Origin of the sequence: Pedobacter deserti (assembly GCF_024436415.1) — a bacterium.
GTDB classification, from domain to species: domain Bacteria; phylum Bacteroidota; class Bacteroidia; order Sphingobacteriales; family Sphingobacteriaceae; genus Pedobacter; species Pedobacter faecalis.
Genome location: NZ_JAFMZQ010000001.1, coordinates 2,357,429 through 2,377,263 on the forward strand (window position 1 = coordinate 2,357,429; position 19,835 = coordinate 2,377,263).

Genomic DNA, 19,835 nt, shown 5'->3' on the forward strand with positions numbered 1-19,835 from the left:
CCCGATACAATTATACAAGATTATGCGTAGCTTTCTGCATCTGCCTGCAGCGATTCACGAAATCGTTTTCGGGTGGAGGGTTCCTTTCAGCTTGAATTCCGAACCATAAGAACGGTATCTAAAACCTTAGTTTCGTGGGATATCTCACCTGATTTATGTTCAATCAGTGCGATAAGTTTTTCGGCGGCAAGTTGTCCAATTTCGAACGCAGGTTGGTGAACAGTGGTTAGCGCCGGGTTTAATGCATCGGCCAGATCTGTGTTGGTGAAGCCCACCAGGCCAAGATCAGCGGGAATTTTTATACCTCTCTTATTGAGGATAGCCAGGCACTGTGTGCTGATCTGATCACCCGCAGTAAAAATGGCATCGGGCGCGGTATCAAGTTTCAGCAGCTCGTCTATCGCGTGCTCCAGATCTGTCCTTATACTGGAGGAATCTGAATAGCTGCAGTATTTGACAAGCTCGGGGCGGTAGGTGATTCCTTGATCCTGTAAGGCTTGCTTATAGCCGTTCAGGCGATCGGTGGAAATGCTTAAGGTGGTGTTTGTAGTAATGTGCGCAATATTACGGTAGCCCTGGTCTAACAGGTGAGCTGTCGCTTCGTAGGCTCCCTTAAAGTTGTCTGCCCCAACTTTGTCGGTATGCATCTGCTCACTGAGCCTGTCGAAAAGCACGATAGGCAATCCGCCCTCCTGCAGGGATTTCAGGAAACTGAAGTCGCTCGTTTCGCAGGCTGGTGAAATCAATATGCCGTCGACCCCGCCGGCATGAAGCAGTTCGAGACAAGCCCTCTCCTGTAGGTACGATTCCTTGCTCTGCATAATGATGGTCTGATAGGCGCGGGCAGTGCTCACCTGATCGATTCCATCGAGCATCTGTGCAACAAAATTGTTGTTCAGCGAACAAACAACCACGCCGATGGATCTGCTCTTTCCTTCCTTTAAACCTTTAGCCAGCCGGTTTGGGGAATAATGATGTTCGCGAGCGTATTCCAGTACCCTGGCCTTGGTATCTGTGCTGATCTCATAACTGTCGTTAAGAGACTTTGATATGGTAGAGATAGATAAATTAAGCGCCTTGGCAATATCTTTAAGGGTAACGCTGCTTTTCATTCCGACTCTTGTTTGGTGCTACCTGGCGAAGTTGCAATTATTAAACCTGAATACGATATTTTTTCAGCACTTTTTGAAATGACAAATAGATGATAAGGATTTTAAAAAACGTATTTACATTTGCTTAACAGTGTTAAATTATTTACAGGTTTACCGAAACAGTCATGGGAAGTAAAGAGCGAATTGCAAGACTTAAGGAAGAAACGAGGTTGAATATACTTGATGCTTCACTTGATATAGTGAAGGAGGAGGGTTGGCAGGCACTTAGTATGCGGAAGATAGCTGATAAGATTGAGTATACCGCGCCGATCATCTATGAATATTTTCCCAACAAAGAGGGGATTCTTCTAGAGCTTACACGCAGAGGCTATTTGATACTGGCTGGTGAGATTAAGGATGCCCGGGCCAGATTTAGCACACCCGAGGAGCAGCTGGAGGCTATGTGGATTGCATATTGGGACTTCGCTTTCAAATATAAAGAGCTTTATCAGCTCATGTATGGCGTAGATATGAACTGTTGCGAGATGAAAAAAACCATGCCTGAAGCAGAGCTTGCCGACGATCCTATATACGAGGTAATTGAACAGCTGGTGACACGCGAAAACCCTTCGGAAGATTTTATTTGTACAAAGTTCTATACGTTCTGGTCGATTATTCATGGTTTGATCTCGATCAACCTGGTGAACAAGGGACGGAATGAAGAAATGAATCAGAAGATATTAAGAGATGCTATTAAAGGTATCATTCGATATATAAACGACTAACAAAGGGATACGTTCCCTTTTTTTTAAAGCTGTCACTTAACAATGTTAAACGGATTAAAGCCGTTATTTTTTGCCCATTATTAATAATTATATATGAAAAATCAAGTCAATTACACTCAGTTACTTAACGCTGTTAAACGGTATAATGTCGTTAATTACGTTATGCTTAGTCTGTTATCGGTTGTATTATATGGCTGCGCCAGCGGCGATGCGGCGTCCACGGCGCCACCCCCGGTAGCACTTCCGGTGGCAGAAGTGCAGAAAACTAATGAAACCACCTACGTGGAATATCCTGCAGCTATAGAAGGTGCTGTGGATTTAGAAATACGTCCGCAAATATCTGGCGCACTGGAGAAAATCTATGTGAGCGAAGGCGCACTGGTTAAAAAAGGTCAGCCATTATTTAAAATCAATGAGCAACCTTTTATCCAGGCACTAAACAATGCGAAAGCATCGTTACAGTCGGCCAAAGCAGCCCTTCTGAACGCTTCGCTCGAGGTAGACAAGCTTACCCCGCTCGTTGCAAATAAGGTGGTTTCAGATTTCCAGTTGAAAAGTGCCAAAGCGGCATATGCAGTGGCATTGGCAAATGTTGAGCAAGCGAAGGCGGGTGTGGGTGCAGCCAGTATCAATCTGGGCTATACGCTTATAAAGGCGCCTGTGGGCGGTTATGTAGGTCGCCTCCCTAAAAAGCCGGGAAGTCTGGTTAACCCCGCCGACCCGCAACCGCTGACTTTATTGTCGGATGCTCACGACGTGCACGTCTATTTTTCACTTGGGGAAGATGACTTCATAGACTTTAACAACCGCTATCAAGGCAAAACCCTGGCTGAACGGGCGCGGCAGATTCCGGAGGTTTCACTTTTGCTGGCCGATCAAACCGTATATCCTTATAAGGGGAGGGTGGATATGGTAGACGGACAGTTTGACAAACAAACCGGTTCAATATCGATGCGGGCAACTTTTCCGAATGCGGAGGGGCTGCTGAGATCGGGCAATACCGGGAAAATCCGTCTGGGCGTTTCACACCGCGATGCCATCCTGGTTCCGCAATCGGCCACCATAGAGATGCAGGACAAAATATTTGTTTTTGCTGTAGCCGACAGCAACAAAGTGAAAAAAGTGCCGATCACTGTTGCTGCGAAGAGCGGTACAAATTATTTGGTAAAGGAGGGGATCAAGACCGGCGACCAGATCGTGCTGAGCGGCATTGACCGCTTGCAGGAAGGGCAGGCGATTAAGCCAGAAAAGGCTGCCCAGAAGGTTGCGAAACTCTAATAATGCATATATAAAATAGAAGTAAGATGTTTAAAATATTTATACAAAGACCTGTACTTGCTACGGTGATCTCCATCCTACTGGTGATTCTGGGCGTATTGGGTTTAACACGATTGCCGCTTCAGCAATTTCCCGATATCGCGCCGCCCTCCGTGTTGGTTACCGCGATGTATCCAGGCGCAAGCGCTGAGACCGTGTTGCGGTCAGTTGCCCCCTCCATAGAAGAATCCATAAACGGGGTAGAGAATATGAGCTATATGAGTTCTACAGCCAGTAACGACGGCTCGCTGGCTATAACGGTGTACTTTAAGCTGGGCACCGACCCGGACCAGGCGGCTGTAAATGTGCAGAACCGTGTTGCCCAGGCTACTTCGCAATTGCCCGTTGAGGTGGTACAGCAGGGAATCACTACGGCAAAGCAGCAGAACAACTTTATTATGGCGATTGGGCTGTATACGAACGATGAAAATAAGTATGACCAGACGTTTGTAGCTAACTATGCGCAGATCAATATTATTCCTGAAATAAAACGTATTCCTGGTGTAGGCGCAGCCAGCATTTTTGGTGGTGTTAAGGACTATTCGATGCGGGTGTGGCTAAACCCTGCGCAGATGGCTGCTTATAAAGTGACGCCTAATGAGATCATGATGGCGATTCAGGATAAAAGTCTGGAGGCAGCGCCGGGCAGGTTCGGCGAGAAAAGTAAGGAGGTGTTTGAATATGTGATTAAGTACAAAGGCAAGCTGAACAAGCCGGAGGAGTACGAGAATATTGCCATAAGGGCCAATGATGATGGTACAATTCTGCGTTTGAAAGATGTAGCCAGGGTTGAGTTTGGTGCATATTCATACTCAAGTCTGACGAGTTTGAACGGAAAAAAAGGCGTGGTTATCGGTGTGGTTCAGCTCGCAGGATCAAATTCAAACAATATCCAGATCGCGATCAATAAACTGCTGGAAAAGTCGGCCAAAGATTATCCGTCGGGCATTGAACATAACGTTTTCTACAGTACGAAAGTTGCGCTGGACCAGTCGATTGACCAGGTGAAGCATACCCTCATTGAAGCCTTCGTGTTGGTATTTATTGTGGTGTTTCTTTTCCTTCAGGATTTCCGGTCGACACTCATACCCGCGATCGCCGTTCCGGTGGCCATATTGGGCACGTTTTTCTTCATGCAATTGTTCGGCTTCTCCATTAACCTGCTGACATTATTTGCCTTGGTTCTGGCCATCGGTATCGTGGTGGATGACGCTATTGTGGTTGTAGAGGCCGTGCATGCGAAAATTGAACGGAAGGGGCTTTCTGCAAAATCGGCCACCACGGAAGCCATGCATGAGATTACCGGTGCAATCATTTCGATTACCTTGGTGATGGCAGCTGTTTTTCTCCCCGTGGGATTTATGGAAGGCTCTACCGGCGTATTTTACCGTCAGTTTGCCTTTACGATGGCAATCGCCATCGTGATCTCAGCAGTCAACGCCCTCACCTTGAGTCCGGCACTCGCTGCCTTATTTTTAAAGGACGGGCACGCGGGGCATGGCGATGAGGGTTCGCAGCCACAAGGTAAAAGAACCTTCAGCCAGAAATTCTTTACCGGATTTAACCGGAGTTTCGATGCGATGACCAAACGATATGTGGGGAGCTTGAAATTCCTTATCCGCAATAAATGGGCGAGTCTGGGTGGACTTGTAGTGATCACCCTGGGTACCATTTGGATGGTGCGGTCGACACCCACCGGTTTTATCCCGACTGAGGACCAGGGTTTTATTGCTATTGCGGTAAACACCCCTTCAGGTACTTCGCTCGAAGGCACCTCTAAAGTAATGCAGGAGGCGGAAAATGCGCTCCAAAAGATGGGGGCCTTTAAGTTTGTGACTTCAATACCTGGATTTAACCTATTGACCAACTCGACCAGTCCCTCGGCTGCCATATGCTTTGTGTTGCTGAAACCGGTGGAAGAAAGGGGCGATGTGAAAGATATCAATGCCATTATGGGGCAGGTGAACGCAACCCTGAGCACAATAAGCGGCGGCACGTTTTTCGCATTCAGTTTCCCAACTGTACCAGGGTTCAGCAATGTGGAGGCGCTCGACCTTGTGCTGCAGGACAAAACAGGCGGTAAACTGGATAAGTTCAGCGGTGTTGCAAACGGATTTTTAGGCGAGCTGATGAAGCGGCCTGAGATCGCCGTGGCTTTCACCACATTTAAAGCGGACTATCCTCAACTGCAACTGGACGTTAATGAACAGAAAGCCGATCAGCTTGGTGTCTCTGTTAGGGATATCCTGCAAACGATGCAGACTTATTTTGGAAGTGCACAGGCTTCAGACTTTAACCGTTTCGGAAAATACTATCGGGTTATTGTCCAGGCTGATGTGGCAGACCGTGCAGATCCGTCGACGATTGACCGTGTTTTTGTGAAAAACAAGAATGGTGAAATGGTGCCGATCAATACGCTGGTAAAACTAACCCGCATCTATGGTTCAGAGACCGCATCGCGTTACAACCTGTTCAACTCCATCCAGGTCAACGCAATACCAAAGCCGGGCTTCAGTTCAGGTGATGCCATTAAAGCTATACAGGAGGTGGCGGCAGAACAGCTTCCGCAGGGATATGCATATGAATTCTCCGGCCAAACCCGGGAGGAAATATCTTCCGGTGGCCAGTCGACCATCATTTTTCTCCTGTGCCTGGTGTTCATCTACTTTTTGCTCGCTGCCCAATACGAGAGTTATATTCTGCCTCTGGCGGTTATCCTTTCTATTCCTACCGGTATTTTTGGCGTGTTTGTAGCCATCGGGCTGACTGGTATAGAGAACAATATTTATGTGCAGGTAGCGCTGATCATGCTTATTGGTTTGCTCGCTAAAAACGCGATCCTGATCGTTGAGTTTGCTGCGCAGCGCCGCCGTGCCGGTCAGCCACTTGTAGCCGCGGCTCTCGAAGCGGCCAAGCTCAGACTGCGTCCGATCATCATGACCTCACTGGCTTTTGTCGTGGGATTGTTTCCGATGAGTATCGCCACCGGGCCATCTGCACAGGGCAACCATTCCATCAGTATCGGTGCGGCCGGTGGTATGCTGTCGGGCGTAGTACTCGGCCTGTTCATTATCCCTGTCTTGTTTGTTGTTTTCCAATACCTGCAGGAGCGGGTAAGGAGAAACCCGGCACCTAAAATTCCAAGAGAAAACCATGTTAAAGAACTTATTCATGAAATTGCCTGATTATTCATATGTATTTTTGCTGCTGCTTGCCTTATCTGCAGGTTGCAGCGTTTCCAAAGACGTAGCGCTTCCGACAGACGCTGTGCCTAGCACTTATCGTGGTGCAGCACCGCTTAGCGATACAGCTGGTGTTGGATCATTGTCTGTGACAGACTTTATCACCTCGGCGGAAATCCGTCGACTGATAGACACAGCCCTGGTCAGAAATTACGATATGCAACTTGCGCTGAAAAATATCGAAGCTGCCGATCTGCTTTTCAGGCAGGCCCGGTTGGGTAATCTTCCCAGCCTCGGCATGCAGGTGTCGGCCAATTCTACCCGGCCGTCAGACAATAGTCTGAGTGGGCTGAGTACCGGTCAGTTTTTAGGTACCCGGCACATTGAAGATTTCAATGCAAGCCTGAACCTTGTTTGGGAGGCGGATATCTGGGCGAAGATTAAAAACCAGAAGCAGGCTGCACTGGCGGGATATCTTCAAAGTGCCGAAGCAAGAAAGGCAGTTCAGACCCGACTTGTAGCCAACATAGCGAAAGGCTATTATCAATTGCTTATGATGGACGCCCAACTTGAGATCGCCCGTAAAAATCTGTCGCTGAATGACAGCACGCTTACGATCATCAAACTGCAATTTGAGGCCGGTCAGGTTTCTTCATTGGCCGTGCAGCAGGCAGAGGCCCAACGCCTGGTGGCCGCCCAACTTGTACCTCAACTGGAGCAACAGATTGTGATCCAGGAGAACGCGATCAAGTTGCTCACCGGTAGCTTGCCTGGGCCCGTAGAACGGCTGTCTGATCTTGATCAGATCAGCATCCCGTCAGCCTTTAGTGCTGGTTTGCCCTCCAGTATGGTAAGCAGGAGGCCTGACGTCAAAACTGCTGAACTTTCGCTGACCATCGCCAATGCACGCGTAGGCATCAGTAAGGCAAATATGTATCCTACCCTGAGTATTTCGGCCAGCGGCGGACTTAACTCTCTAAAGGCGAGCAACTGGTTTAACGTTCCGGCCTCGGTGTTCGGTATTGTGGGTGGCAGTATTACCCAACCCATTTTTCAGCGGAAGGAATTGAAAACGCAATATGAGCTTGCCAAAATTGATCGTGAGAAGGTGGTCATACAGTTCCGGCAGTCGGTTTTGAGCGCCGTAGGCGAAGTGTCGGACGAGTTGGTGAAACTGGAAAAGCTGAAGGACCAGTATGATATCTCGGCACAGCGAGCGGAAACTTTATCGCATGCTGTTAAAAATGCTGGCCTGCTGTTCCAGAACGGCATGGCTACATATCTTGAGGTGATCACGGCGCAAAGCAATGCCCTTCAAAGTCAGCTGGAATTAACCGCGCTTAAAACCGCCAGATTGAATGCTTCGGTGGAATTATATCGCGCTTTGGGCGGAGGTATTTAAGCTTGATGCTTACCTGTTGTAGAAGGCTGGCCGATAAGGGCCAGCCTTAGTATTTTAGGATTCTGTCTAAAGTGGATAGGCAGTATCACTTTTGGTTTCTGATAAGACGAAAAAGCTTTGTACTGTGCTTACGTTTGGGAGCGTAGCAAGTTTATTGCGCAGAAACAGGTGATAAGCATCCATATCGCTTGTTGCAATGCGCAGGATAAAGTCGTATGCACCAGTCATCTGAAAGCATTCCATGACTTCGCTGAACTTCGCGACTTCAGTTTCGAATTCGCCCAGCGTTTCTGCCGTGTGTTCTTTCAAAAATACGTGAGAGAACGCGATCAGGCTCCGGTTGACCTTCTTCCTGTCGAGAATCGCGACAATCCGCTTGATATATCCCTGTTCCTTAAGCCTGCGCACCCGTTCATGGATGGTAGCAATGGACTTGTTCAGTTTGAAAGCAAGTTCCTTGTTTGTTAAGGTAGCGTCCCTCTGCAGGAACTTGAGAATTTGAAGGTCTGTATGATCTAAATCTGTTTGCGTGCTCATCTGCTTAATGGAAAAAAGTCATCATTTGGTTCTATCAGCATGCTAAAATAGAAAAACGCACAATAATATTTACGTTTTCCGAATAATTTCTTGTTTTTACCGCTATGTATTGATAATACGTCTAACTGTGCTGAATTTTGTTATTGATATTTAAAGGCAGACTATGTTAGTGGAAACCAAAGTTGCTGAAGCTTTCAGCACAGATCTGGAGAATAAATTTGCGCACTTGTGGCACCTGGTGGGAAATACGCCGATGCTCGAATTGCAGTATACCTACAAGGGAAATCCCGGAAAAATATATGTCAAGTGTGAACACTATAATCTCACCGGAAGCGTTAAAGATAGAATGGCGCTCAATATTATGTCTGAAGCTTATAAAAGCGGAGTAATTAATCCAGGTGATACTATTATAGAGGCTACCAGTGGAAATACAGGTATTGCGTTTGCCGCTATAGGAAAGGCCTTAGGCCATTCTGTTAAAATCATTATGCCCAACTGGTTGAGCAAAGAGCGTATCGATATTATAAAAAGTATGGGTGCCGAAGTTATTCTTGTAAGCAAGGAAGAAGGTGGATTTCTGGGCAGCATACGGATGTGTGAGGAAATGGCTGCTAAGGGTGGTGTGTTTTTGCCCAGACAGTTTGAAAATCGCTACAACGAAGAGGCTCATGAGAAAACGACAGGAAGGGAGATCTGGGAGCAGCTTAAAATGAATGGGATGACACCTGATGCGTTCGTGGCCGGAGTAGGAACGGGAGGAACAGTAATGGGCGTGGGCAAGGGATTGAAGGCACGCAATCCGAATATTAAGATACATCCTCTTGAACCGGCTGAAAGTCCGACGCTTACTACCGGTTATAAGGTAGGCAGTCACAGGATACAGGGGATATCTGATGAGTTTATTCCCGCTATCGTTAAATTGGACGACCTGGATGAGGTTATCCAGGCTAACGACGGAGATGCTATTATCATGGCGCAGAAGCTGGCGAAAGAGCTTGGGCTGGCTGTAGGTATCTCGTCGGGCGCAAATGTGATCGGTGCAATTAAACTAAAAGAGGAAATGGGAGTCGAATCTGTTATAGTAACGTTATTGAGTGATAGTAATAAAAAGTATCTTAGCACCGATTTAGTGAAAGAGGAACCAGTGAAAGACAATTACATCTCGACGGATACTGTTTTCACCGGGTATAGTACCATTTGTAGATTATAGAGAGAATAAACTTAAACAAATCAACTAACACATAAAAACATGAAAAATCTATTTTTGTTAGCCGTTGGATTACTTTTCAGCATTTCAGCGAGTAGTCAGATCCAAAAACCTGTAAAGTGGAGTTATGCTGCAAAGAAAACTTCTAAAACTGATGCGGTAGTTTTAATTAAAGCTACTATTGAGGATGGCTGGCATATTTATTCACAAAATATGGCTGATGGTGGTCCTGTGAAGACCAGTTTCACCTTAGCCCCTTCGAAATCTTTCAAGCCAGTAGGTCCGGTGACTGAACCAAAACCGATCACAAAGTTCGAGAAGACCTTTGATATGAATGTGAGCTATTTCGAGAAGTCGGTTGTGTTTCAGCAGAAAGTTAAGCTTACAGGTGCTAACCCTGTTGTGAAAGGATCTTTGGAATACATGGTATGTGACGACCAGAGCTGCCTTCCGCCAGAAACTGTAGAGTTTTCAATTCCTGTAAAGTAATCGATAATGTTTCTTAAGAATTTTAGCACAGGCATCATGGTGCTTGTGCTAACTATAGGTATTTTTTTCGCAGGTACAACTGTTGTATTTGCGCAGGATCAGGATACCACGTTTGATGATATTGAGTTTACGGAGATGGTGGCAGACACGACCTTTGCTAGCGATTCTGCTGCCGTGGTTGCATCTGACAGTACAAGTGCCGATTCGTCTGTGGTTAAAGCAGAAGCCGCGAAGGCTGGTGCTACAGTTGAAAAGGCTGAACAAAAGAAAAATCTTTGGGAAACATTTATAGCCGGCCTTGTGGGCGGGTTCTTAGCATTTTTAATGCCATGCATTTTCCCGATGGTACCATTGACCATCAGTTACTTTACAAAAAAAGCGGGCAGTAAAGGGAAAGGAACCGGCCTGGCTTTGATATATGGACTTTCGATCATTGTAATTTATGTAGCTTTCGGGTTGCTGATCACTGTGCTGTTCGGCTCGGCAGGATTGAATGCGTTGAGCAGCAGCGGGTTGTTCAATTTCTTCTTCTTTATTCTGCTGGTGGTATTCGCAATCTCGTTCTTCGGGGCGTTTGAGATCACACTTCCAAGCTCGTTTGTAAATAAAATAGACCAGAAGGCGGACAACAGCAAAGGCTTAGGCGGTATTTTCTTTATGGCCGCTTCGCTTGCCTTAGTTTCGTTCTCATGTACTGGACCAATTATCGGTACTTTACTGGTAGACGCAAGTTCTAAAGGAGAGCTGCTGGCCCCGGCTATTGGTATGTTCGGCTTTGCGCTGGCATTATCGCTTCCGTTTACATTATCGGCCATTTTCCCGGGCTTCTTGAGCAGCATGCCGAAATCAGGTGGCTGGCTTAACAGTGTAAAAGTTTGTTTAGGCTTCCTTGAACTGGCGCTGGCCCTGAAATTTTTATCGGCGGCAGACCTCGTTTGGCATTGGGAATGGTTTGATCGTGAAGTATTCCTCGTTTTATGGATTGTTATCTTCGTGTTGATGGGCATTTATCTGTTAGGTAAGCTCAAATTCGCACACGACAGCGATCTGCCCTATGTTTCGGTACCGCGTTTGTTCCTTGCCATTCTATCGTTCTCTTTTGCGATGTATATGGTTCCTGGATTGTGGGGTGCACCCGTAAGTGTACTAAGCGGCCTCGCACCTCCGATGAATACGCAGGATTTCATTTTGAGTAATGGCGGCGGTACTGCCGGCAGTCGTTCGGCAGAGGGCTTTCCAGCTTCAGTGAAATATAGTGATGTATTACATGCTCCGGTTGGATTCCATCCTTTCTTTGAGCTGGAAGAGGGACTGGAATATGCAAAGAAGGTGAACAAACCAATACTCCTGGATTTTACGGGGCATGCTTGCGTAAACTGCCGTAAAATGGAAGACAATGTCTGGATTAAACCTGAAGTGAAGAATTTGATCAACGACAAGTACGTATTAATCCAGCTTTATGTAGATGAGCGCACGGTTAAGATGCCTGCGGAAAAGGTTCATTTTTCAGATATCCTTAAACGTAAAACAGACGATTTAGGTTATTGGAACCTGGATTTTCAAGCAACGAAGTACGGATCTAATGCCCAGCCTTATTACGTGCTGGTAGACCATGACCTTAACACGCTTGTTAAGCCTCAGGGCGCAATATTTGACGTTGCTGAATATGCTGCTTATTTAAAAAGCGGAGTTGACGCTTTCGAAGCAAAAAAGTAAGAAAACAATTTAGGTAGTTAATAGATAAACTCAGGTCGGTGGATGCCGACCTGGTTTATTAATAGTGCTGCAGGATGGTGGTGTCGAACACAGTGTATCCTGTGGTAGTGGTCTTTGTGAAGATCAGAAAGCGTTTATCATCAGGCTTGATCCTATGCTTCTTTAAAAGATTATCTGCCCGTTCCGGGTAATTTCTCGTAATAACATTTCCTGATAAATCTTTTTCTTTTTTTAACTCAGTCGCCTTCAGTACACGCTCGACTTTAAAGATTCTTCCGGGGAAATCTGTATTTGCTGTGCGGCTCCAAAATAACTGAGACTGCTGGTGAAGCTTAACAATACCATAACGGTCGCCAATCAGATTAAAGGCGCCGCTTTTCAGTACTGCGGCATCCGGTTCGTAGAGATATTCCCCTGTGGCAATCTCCGCTTCCAGGAGAGCAGCCTCTATGCGCTCCTCGCCCCATGCAAAGCTAAAGTGCTTATGAGGGTTGTTGAGCATGATACTATGGATCTGGAGGCCTTCTGTGCGCTGCTTGTCCATAACCCAAAGCAATTCTTTGCATTCATTTTTTACACTGACAATGTAAATAGAAGACACCTTTTTGAGTTCAGCAAGTCCGGCAGAAAGATCAAGAAGAGGTGCTGTTTTTATGATCAGACGGGATGAGCGGGCCAAAAGCAGGTCGAGATGAGTAGTTACGTCAGGAACGCAATCTTTCAGCATAAATACCTTACCGCTGCTGCTCCGTCTTGCCGGGTCCAGATATATCGTGTCGAAACTGCTGGAACTCTCCTGAAGGTAACGCATTCCGTCGGCAGCCATAAAATCGACATTGGATCTTTGAAGTACACCGGAATTATGCGATGCGATAGCAGATAATTCCGGATTGATCTCGCAATGCAAAACCCTGCCGACATTTTTGGAAAAATAATAGCTGTCGACTCCAAACCCTCCCGTAAGATCGAGCAGGCTTTCGCCTATAGCCAGCTGCGCCTTAAATGTTGCAGTAGTTTCCGACGAGCACTGTTCAATAGATAGAAGAGGGGGGTAACAGATGCCAGTCGTGTTAAACCAGGTAGGAAGCTTCTTCCTTGACTTTCGTTTGGCAGCGATCTGGTTGGCTAATTCGGCACTGCTCACATTGGCGAATGGACTTTTTGAAAGCGCGATCTTGCCAGCATCGTCATGTAAATGTGCATTGATGTAATCCTGTACTTCCGATGTCAGTAAATGGATGTTCAAACCGCAACGTTATTTACAGGTGCCTTATCTCTCATCACGATCTGGCAGGTATGACGACTCTTAACTTCGAGCAATATAGCCTTATTGACGGTCACCCTGTCGATGGTTTGCTGATTATAGTACCTGATGGTTACCAGTTCCAGTCCCGTGTTGTACTTAACCTTGTAAGAGGCAGACAGCTCTGTAATCAGGCTGTCCATTTTTTGTGCGTCGAAGTCGAAACTCACCGAAAAGCTGATCGCAGAGTTCAGCATCGTGTTAATCTTAATCTTATGCTTGTGAAAAACGCTGAATATATGGCTCAGGTTCTCTTCTATGATGAAGGAAAAGTCCTTAGGAAAAATGGATATGAGGGCCTGGTTAACCTTGAAAATAAATGAAGGTACCGGCAAATGGTTATTCATTCCGGTGATGTCCGTTCCGGGAGCCTCTGGGTTTAGAAAAGATCTTACGAATAAGGGAATGTTTTTGTTTTGAATTGGTTTGATGGTTTTGGGATGGATGATGGTGGCGCCATAATAGGCCAGTTCTATGGCGTCATGATAGGAAAGCTGAGGAATTCTTTCTGTCTCATCGAACCATTTGGGGTCGGCGTTCAATACGCCGGGGACATCCTTCCATATGGTTAAAGAGGAGGCATTGAGGCAGGAAGCAAATATCGCCGCAGAATAGTCGGAACCGTCCCTGCCCAGTGTAGTCGTAAAGTTTTCGCTCGTGCTGCCGATAAATCCTTGTGTTACCGCGATACCTTTCTCCAGGATGGGTGCAAGATGCAGATTAATTTCCTTTTCAGTCTTGTCCCAGTCGACAGCCGCCTCACGATAGGTATTGTCGGTATGAATGTAGTTTCGCGCGTCGACCCACTTGACGCTGCAGCCCACTTCATTGAGGTAGGCCGCTATTATTTTGGTAGACACGATTTCACCAATGGAAACGATCTGATCATAGATATAGTCTGCCGCATCCGCAGGTTCTTCCTCGAGCAACCACTCGATCTCGACAAAGGTGTTGGATATATCGTTATAAACCGGATGCTGCGAATCATGAAAGAGTTCATTGAGTATATTAAAGTGGAACTGCTTGATGTCGTTAAGCACTTCCAGGGTATTTGATGCACTGTAGAGGTACGCCTGGGTTAGCTCTTCGAGTTTATTGGTCATCTTTCCCATTGCTGAAATAACAACGAGCAATTGGCTCTGCTCGCAATTGACCATGATATTTGCCAGGTTGCGTACACCATCAGCATCTTTTACGGAGGCACCTCCGAACTTATATATTTTCATCCTGCTCTTTACTTTACTTGGCTTTGAAATGCTTGATAATGCGTTTTCCGAATATACTACTTCCAATCCTAACCATGGTGCTCCCTGCTTCAACAGCCAGTTTATAGTCGCCCGACATGCCAAAGGACAGTTCCCTGAAGCTGTCTTCCTTTCTGAAGAAGCTTACTTTGATGCCATCAAAGAGGACTTTCAGCTCCTGGAATTCATCGCGGGTTTGCCGCTCTGAGGCGTTGTTGCTTGCAATGCCCATCAAACCAACGATTCTTATGTTTTTGAGATTTGCATACTCCTCTGATCGAAGAAGATCAACAGCCTCATCAAAACCAAGTCCGAATTTTGTTTCCTCGTCGGCGATATAGATTTGCAGCAAGCAGTCGATCACCCTGTCGTGCTTGACAGCCTGTTTGTTTATTTCGATCAGAAGTTTAAGGCTGTCGACCGAATGGATAAGTTTTACAAAAGCAGCGATGTACTTTACCTTGTTGGTTTGCAGGTGACCAATGAGATGCCATTCGATATCGTCTGGAAGCTGTGGTTGTTTTTCCACCAGTTCCTGTACGATATTTTCTCCGAAAGCGCGCTGTCCTGCATCATAGGCCTCCTGGATTGCCTCGACCTGCTGGTATTTTGACACAGCAACAAGTTGCGTACCTGTTCCCTCCAGTTCCTTTTTATATTTTAATAAGTTATCTGCTATACTCATTTATCAGTATTTTTGGGTAAAATTAACAACCTTAGTGAACTTTGGCTAAGAAAAAGAAGACGATTTAACTGAATGAGAAATTTTATAGTTCTTGGTACGCTAATCATCCTGATGGCTGGTTGCAAGCCTGGAATCCCTAAAGATATTGTACAGCCCGATCAGATGGCTAGCGTTTTGCACGATATTCACCTGACCGACGGATATATCAATACGATTGCGAATATAGATACGGCCAAAGTGCTTGCCGCGGCTTATTATAAGGGGATTTACAAGAAATACGGGATAGACTCGGCCTTGTATGCCAGGAGTATGGAGTATTATTATTCGGATCCAAAGACGCTTGATGAGATATACAAAAAAGTCGGGACGCAATTCGAGAAAGAGAAAAGGCAGATCGTTCGGGCAGACTCGCTAAAGAATGTTAAAATAGAGCAGGCAGCCAGAAAAAAAGCAAAGGCCGACAGCGCTAAGGTCGCAGATTCGCTCAAGAATTTGCCGGTCGCCAGGCAGAAGAGGCGCACAGACTCGATAAAGCGGGCAGACTCTCTGGAGAAGGTAAAATCACGCAGCATATTGAAGAAGAAATTGTCTTTCAAAAAAGCAGAAAAGAGTTAAAGATGTTATATCCGGAGAATTGTACAGAGCGGTTGGGTTTTAATGAGATAAAACAACTTATTCACCGTCATTGCCTGAGCACCATGGGGCAACTTATGGTAAGTAAGATGCAGGTAATGAATAAGTTTGATCAGATCGATAAGTTCTTGAGGCAGACTTATGAGTTCAAGAACATTCTGCAGAACCAGGAACCTCTGCAGATCAGCACATTTTTCGATGTGAAGGTTCTTGCCGATAAGATAAAGGTTGAAGGTACCTATTTGGTTGAGGAGGAACTTTACCAAATGTATGTTTCGCTGCAGACTGTTTTTTCTGTACTGCGCTTCTTCGACGAACGAAAGGATGTGTATCCTGCATTGGAAGCTTTGCTGGAGCACTTACCTGTGGAGAAAAATATACTCAGGCGCATAGAAGCTGTGCTGGATGCAAAAGGCAAAATTAAACCCAATGCTTCCCCGGCACTTCAACAGATTTTGGGAGATATCGCTAAAACCGAGCAGGATGTTAGAAAGCGTATGGACTCGGTGTATAAGCAAGCTGTAGCCAACAATTGGGTTGCTGATGGTAGCCTGACCATCAGGGACGGCAGAATGTGTATACCTATACTGGCGGAGAATAAGCGAAAACTGCGGGGTTTTGTGCACGACGAATCGGCAAGCGGACAGACGGTATATATTGAACCCGAGGAAGTTTTTACATTGAACAACCAAATCCGGGATCTGGAATTTGATAAACGGCGGGAGATTATTAAAATATTAATTGGGCTTACCAACGATCTTCGGCCTTACACACCTTTGCTCTTGTCTTACCACGGATTTCTGACCAAGCTGGATTTTGTGCGGGCAAAAGCGCTTTTCGCACTTGAGATTCAGGGTGAAATGCCGATCCTGACCAAGGAACCAAAAACAAAACTGGTAAATGCCCGTCATCCTTTGTTGTACTTATCTTTCAAAGAAGAAGGGAAAACAGTGGTACCGCTGAACATTCACATACACAATGAACTACGTATTCTTTTGGTTTCAGGACCAAACGCGGGCGGTAAATCTGTCTGCATGAAAACCGTGGGTTTACTGCAGTTAATGACTCAGGCCGGATTGCTTATACCGGTAGATGAAGCCAGCGAGGTGGGTGTTTTTGACCAGATATTCGCTGATATAGGCGACGATCAGTCGATAGAAAGTGATTTAAGCACGTATAGTGCTCACCTTACAAAAATGAAGTATTTCGTAGCGCATGCTACGCCTAGATCGCTCGTGCTCATCGATGAGTTCGGTACAGGAACAGATCCTCAGTTCGGGGGTCCGATGGCAGAGGCTGTACTGGAAGTGCTGAATAACAAAAAGACTCGCGGTGTGATCACAACGCACTATTCTAACCTGAAGCTGTTTGCCGGGAATACCGAGGGTTTAGAAAATGCCTCGATGTTGTTTGATAATGACCGGATGAAGCCGATGTACGTTTTGGAAATCGGCAAACCGGGAAGTTCCTACGCTTTCGAAATCGCCCAGAACATTGGGCTGCAAAGGGAGGTACTTGATTTGGCTAGGACCAAGACGGGTGCAGATCAGAATCGTATTGATAGTTTGCTTGTAGATCTTGAACGCGAAAAGAAGCAGATTTATGACGCCAGGGTGCAGTTGGCCAACCAGCAGAACAAAGCTAAAAACCTTGTCGCCGAAAACGAAAAGTTAAAACAGCATCTGGAAGAAAACAGAAAAGCACTGATCCGCGAAGCTAAACTGGAAGCGCAGAGCATCATAAAGAATGCCAACAAGCTGGTGGAACATACGATAGCCGAGATTAAGGGCACAAAGGCAGATAAGACTGTAACCCGTAATTTACGCCAGGATTTGAACAAACAACTTTTGCAAAATCAAGTCAGAGAGGAACCAAAGGCGCCGGCTCAGCTGGTAAATACGCCAATTGAGGTGGGCGACTGGGTGCAACTGAATAATAGTGAGACTGCGGGACAGGTCTTGGAGATCAACCGGGATAACCTGGTTGTTGCACTCGGGGATCTGCGGTCTGTTATCAAGAAGAACCGCGTGCATAAGATCAGCAACAAGCAGGCAAAAAAAGTGGTACAAAGCAATTCTTATAGCGGCCGTATGACTGAGGCTATTTCCGGGTTCAGTGCAGAACTTGATCTGCGCGGCAGGAGGGGCGAGGATGCGTTGTATGAGCTCGAACGTTATCTGGACAAGGCACTTATGCTGGGATTCCCTTTTATCAAGATCATTCATGGAAAAGGGGATGGGATCCTCAGGAAGCTGATCAGGGAATATCTTAAAAAATACAGTCAGGTAGATCGTCTGGAGGATGAACATGCTGACCGAGGCGGAGATGGAATTACCTACGTGTATTTCAACTAAAAACATATTCAATTTCAGGTTGTTTTTTATAGCAAATAAAGTGTTATGAAACAGCTTGTTATTTTACTTCTTCTGGTGTCGTTTTGTGCCCTCGCATGTAAGAAAAGCAAATCTCCAGGCCCTGTCGAGGAATTGCCTGATGCAGAAATTAAAACCCGTGTTGTTAGCAGCGGCTTGTCGCACGTATGGGAAATGATATATGGCCCCGATGGCCATCTCTGGATTACGGAGCGTGGGGGTAAAATCAGCCGGGTGAATGTGCAGTCGGGCGCAGTTTTATCGGTTTACATGCTACCTGATGTTGTTGCTACAGGAGAGGGAGGCCTGCTTGGGATGGCTTTGCATCCGCAATTTAATACAAGGCCGTGGGTTTATGTTGTGTATAACTATGGGTCGCCGTACCGGGAAAAGGTGGTGCGTTTTATATACCAGAACGGTACGCTCACATCGCCTTCAGTCATTGTAGACGGTATTTCGGCCGGATCAATCCACAACGGTTCCAGACTTCTGATCACGTCAGACCAAAAATTGCTCGTGACCACCGGCGATGCAGGTAATGGCTCGGCTGCGCAGAACATTCAGAGCTTGTCTGGAAAGATATTGAGATTTAACCTGGATGGATCGATACCTGCAGACAACCCTGTTGCCGGAAGCCCTGTATGGACTGTAGGGCATCGTAATGCGCAGGGACTAACCGAAGGGAATGGCCGCATATATGCCTCTGAGCATGGCCCCAGCAATGATGACGAAATTAACATCATCAGTAAGGGTGCCAATTACGGGTGGCCAAGCGTGGAAGGTTATTGCGATAAAGGCAACGAGGGCACGTTCTGCACAGCCAACAACGTAGTTGAGCCGATCATGGCATGGACGCCCACCATTGCGGTGTGCGGTCTATTGTACTATAATTCTGATTATATCCCGCAATGGCGAAATGCGCTTTTACTCGTCGCTCTTAAAGGATCTAAAATGTTGCGACTGAAACTTAATGAGGCCGGTGATAAAATAGTAGATACGGAGGAGTACTTCGTGAATGCATACGGTCGGCTACGGGCGATCTGCAGTTCACCGGAGGGGAAGATTTACCTTGCGAGCAGCAACGGAAATGCCGACAAAATCATAGAAGTGGGCAAATAACTTGGTTCGAATACAGAATATCGTATACTTTAGCAGTCAAAGTATTTTAACATGATTAATAAGGTTGTTTCAGGAGCAGATGAGGCCATCCGCGATATTGAGGACGGCGCTACGCTGATGCTTGGCGGTTTCGGTCTATGTGGTATCCCGGAGAATTGCATTGCTGCGCTGGTGAGAAAGGGCGTGAAAGATCTGATCTGCATATCCAACAATGCTGGGGTAGATGATTTTGGTATTGGTTTGATGTTGAAAGAGCGCCAGGTGAGAAAAATGATTGCTTCTTATGTAGGCGAGAATGCGGAGTTTGAAAGACAATTACTGAGTGGAGAACTTGAAGTTGAACTGATTCCTCAAGGAACCCTTGCCACCCGGTGTATGGCTGCTGGTTATGGTATGCCTGCTATTTTTACCCCAGCGGGCGTGGGTACCGAGGTGGCGGAAGGGAAGGAGATTCGCAACTTCAATGGCAAAGACTACCTTATGGAGTACGCATTTGAAGCAGACTTCGCGTTGGTAAAAGCATGGAAGGGTGACAAGGCCGGGAATCTGATTTACCGTTATACGAGCAGAAATTTCAATCCGGTTATGGCCATGGCGGGTAAGGTTACCATTGCGGAAGTGGAAGAACTGGTAGAGACTGGCGAGCTTGATCCGGACCAGATCCATACACCCGGTGTGTATGTTCATCGCATTTTTCAAGGTGCTGCGTACGAAAAGAGAATTGAGCAAAGAACAGTTAGATCAGAGAAATAA

16 protein-coding genes are annotated in these 19,835 nt (G+C 46.3%); 11 read left to right on the forward strand and 5 right to left on the reverse strand.

Translation table 11 applies throughout. The features are described 5' to 3' along the window. Positions 1–86: 86 nt before the first annotated feature. The gene (locus J3P40_RS10710) at positions 87–1,112 is read right to left on the reverse strand and encodes a LacI family DNA-binding transcriptional regulator (protein WP_256005372.1); all 1,026 of its coding nucleotides are present in this window, start codon (positions 1,110–1,112) and stop codon (positions 87–89) included. Between the two features lie 164 nt (positions 1,113–1,276). Here J3P40_RS10710 and J3P40_RS10715 point away from each other — a divergent pair, with 164 nt between their 5' ends. From J3P40_RS10715 to J3P40_RS10730, 4 genes are all read left to right on the forward strand, one after another. Next, positions 1,277–1,876, forward strand: a complete 600-nt coding sequence (locus J3P40_RS10715; RefSeq protein WP_256005374.1) for a TetR/AcrR family transcriptional regulator — start codon at positions 1,277–1,279, stop codon at positions 1,874–1,876. A gap of 93 nt (positions 1,877–1,969) precedes the next feature. Continuing rightward, positions 1,970–3,154, forward strand: coding sequence for an efflux RND transporter periplasmic adaptor subunit (locus J3P40_RS10720; RefSeq protein WP_256005376.1), 1,185 nt, complete (start codon positions 1,970–1,972; stop codon positions 3,152–3,154). Positions 3,155–3,180: 26 nt separating this feature from the next. Next, a complete protein-coding gene (locus J3P40_RS10725; RefSeq protein WP_256005379.1) occupies positions 3,181–6,378 on the forward strand; it encodes an efflux RND transporter permease subunit in 3,198 nt (1,065 codons plus the stop codon). Next, complete coding sequence (locus J3P40_RS10730; RefSeq protein WP_256005381.1) at positions 6,365–7,777, forward strand: TolC family protein; 1,413 nt, start codon at positions 6,365–6,367, stop codon at positions 7,775–7,777. Before J3P40_RS10725 ends, J3P40_RS10730 begins: the two co-directional genes overlap by 14 nt. A gap of 66 nt (positions 7,778–7,843) precedes the next feature. On the opposite strand, the gene J3P40_RS10735 is transcribed toward J3P40_RS10730, so the two are convergent. Beyond that, entirely contained in the window at positions 7,844–8,314 is a 471-nt protein-coding gene (locus tag J3P40_RS10735) for an Lrp/AsnC family transcriptional regulator (protein WP_256005383.1), read from the reverse strand. A gap of 163 nt (positions 8,315–8,477) precedes the next feature. On the opposite strand from J3P40_RS10735, the gene J3P40_RS10740 reads away from it, so the two are divergent. From J3P40_RS10740 to J3P40_RS10750, 3 genes are read left to right on the forward strand one after another with little or no spacing between them, the layout of a single operon-like run. After that, on the forward strand, positions 8,478–9,524 hold the full coding sequence (locus J3P40_RS10740; protein ID WP_256005384.1) for a PLP-dependent cysteine synthase family protein: 1,047 nt from the start codon (positions 8,478–8,480) through the stop codon (positions 9,522–9,524). A 39-nt stretch (positions 9,525–9,563) separates the two neighbouring features. Beyond that, positions 9,564–10,010: a protein-disulfide reductase DsbD N-terminal domain-containing protein gene (locus tag J3P40_RS10745; RefSeq protein ID WP_256005386.1), complete on the forward strand. Its 447-nt coding sequence runs from the start codon at positions 9,564–9,566 to the stop codon at positions 10,008–10,010. Between the two features lie 6 nt (positions 10,011–10,016). Further along, on the forward strand, positions 10,017–11,726 hold the full coding sequence (locus tag J3P40_RS10750) for a protein-disulfide reductase DsbD family protein (RefSeq protein ID WP_256005388.1): 1,710 nt from the start codon (positions 10,017–10,019) through the stop codon (positions 11,724–11,726). Positions 11,727–11,784: 58 nt separating this feature from the next. On the opposite strand, the gene J3P40_RS10755 is transcribed toward J3P40_RS10750, so the two are convergent. The 3 genes from J3P40_RS10755 to J3P40_RS10765 are packed head-to-tail and all read right to left on the reverse strand — an operon-like array spanning position 11,785 to position 14,958. Then, complete coding sequence (locus tag J3P40_RS10755; protein WP_256005391.1) at positions 11,785–12,972, reverse strand: THUMP-like domain-containing protein; 1,188 nt, start codon at positions 12,970–12,972, stop codon at positions 11,785–11,787. Then, positions 12,969–14,255 (reverse strand): aspartate kinase, encoded by a 1,287-nt coding sequence (locus tag J3P40_RS10760; protein WP_256005393.1) that lies wholly within the window; start codon positions 14,253–14,255, stop codon positions 12,969–12,971. Before J3P40_RS10760 ends, J3P40_RS10755 begins: the two co-directional genes overlap by 4 nt. 13 nt (positions 14,256–14,268) lie before the next feature. Beyond that, positions 14,269–14,958: a YggS family pyridoxal phosphate-dependent enzyme gene (locus J3P40_RS10765; protein ID WP_256005395.1), complete on the reverse strand. Its 690-nt coding sequence runs from the start codon at positions 14,956–14,958 to the stop codon at positions 14,269–14,271. A gap of 72 nt (positions 14,959–15,030) precedes the next feature. On the opposite strand from J3P40_RS10765, the gene J3P40_RS10770 reads away from it, so the two are divergent. Genes J3P40_RS10770 through J3P40_RS10785 form a run of 4 tightly spaced genes read left to right on the forward strand, consistent with a single transcriptional unit; the run spans position 15,031 to position 19,835 of the window. Next, complete coding sequence (locus tag J3P40_RS10770) at positions 15,031–15,573, forward strand: DUF4296 domain-containing protein (RefSeq protein ID WP_256005398.1); 543 nt, start codon at positions 15,031–15,033, stop codon at positions 15,571–15,573. A gap of 2 nt (positions 15,574–15,575) precedes the next feature. Further along, positions 15,576–17,945, forward strand: a complete 2,370-nt coding sequence (locus tag J3P40_RS10775) for an endonuclease MutS2 (protein WP_256005400.1) — start codon at positions 15,576–15,578, stop codon at positions 17,943–17,945. A gap of 45 nt (positions 17,946–17,990) precedes the next feature. Beyond that, complete coding sequence (locus J3P40_RS10780; RefSeq protein ID WP_256005402.1) at positions 17,991–19,082, forward strand: PQQ-dependent sugar dehydrogenase; 1,092 nt, start codon at positions 17,991–17,993, stop codon at positions 19,080–19,082. A 51-nt stretch (positions 19,083–19,133) separates the two neighbouring features. Then, positions 19,134–19,835 carry a CoA transferase subunit A gene (locus J3P40_RS10785; protein WP_256005404.1) on the forward strand — a complete coding sequence of 234 codons (702 nt, stop codon included), beginning with the start codon at positions 19,134–19,136 and terminating at the stop codon, positions 19,833–19,835.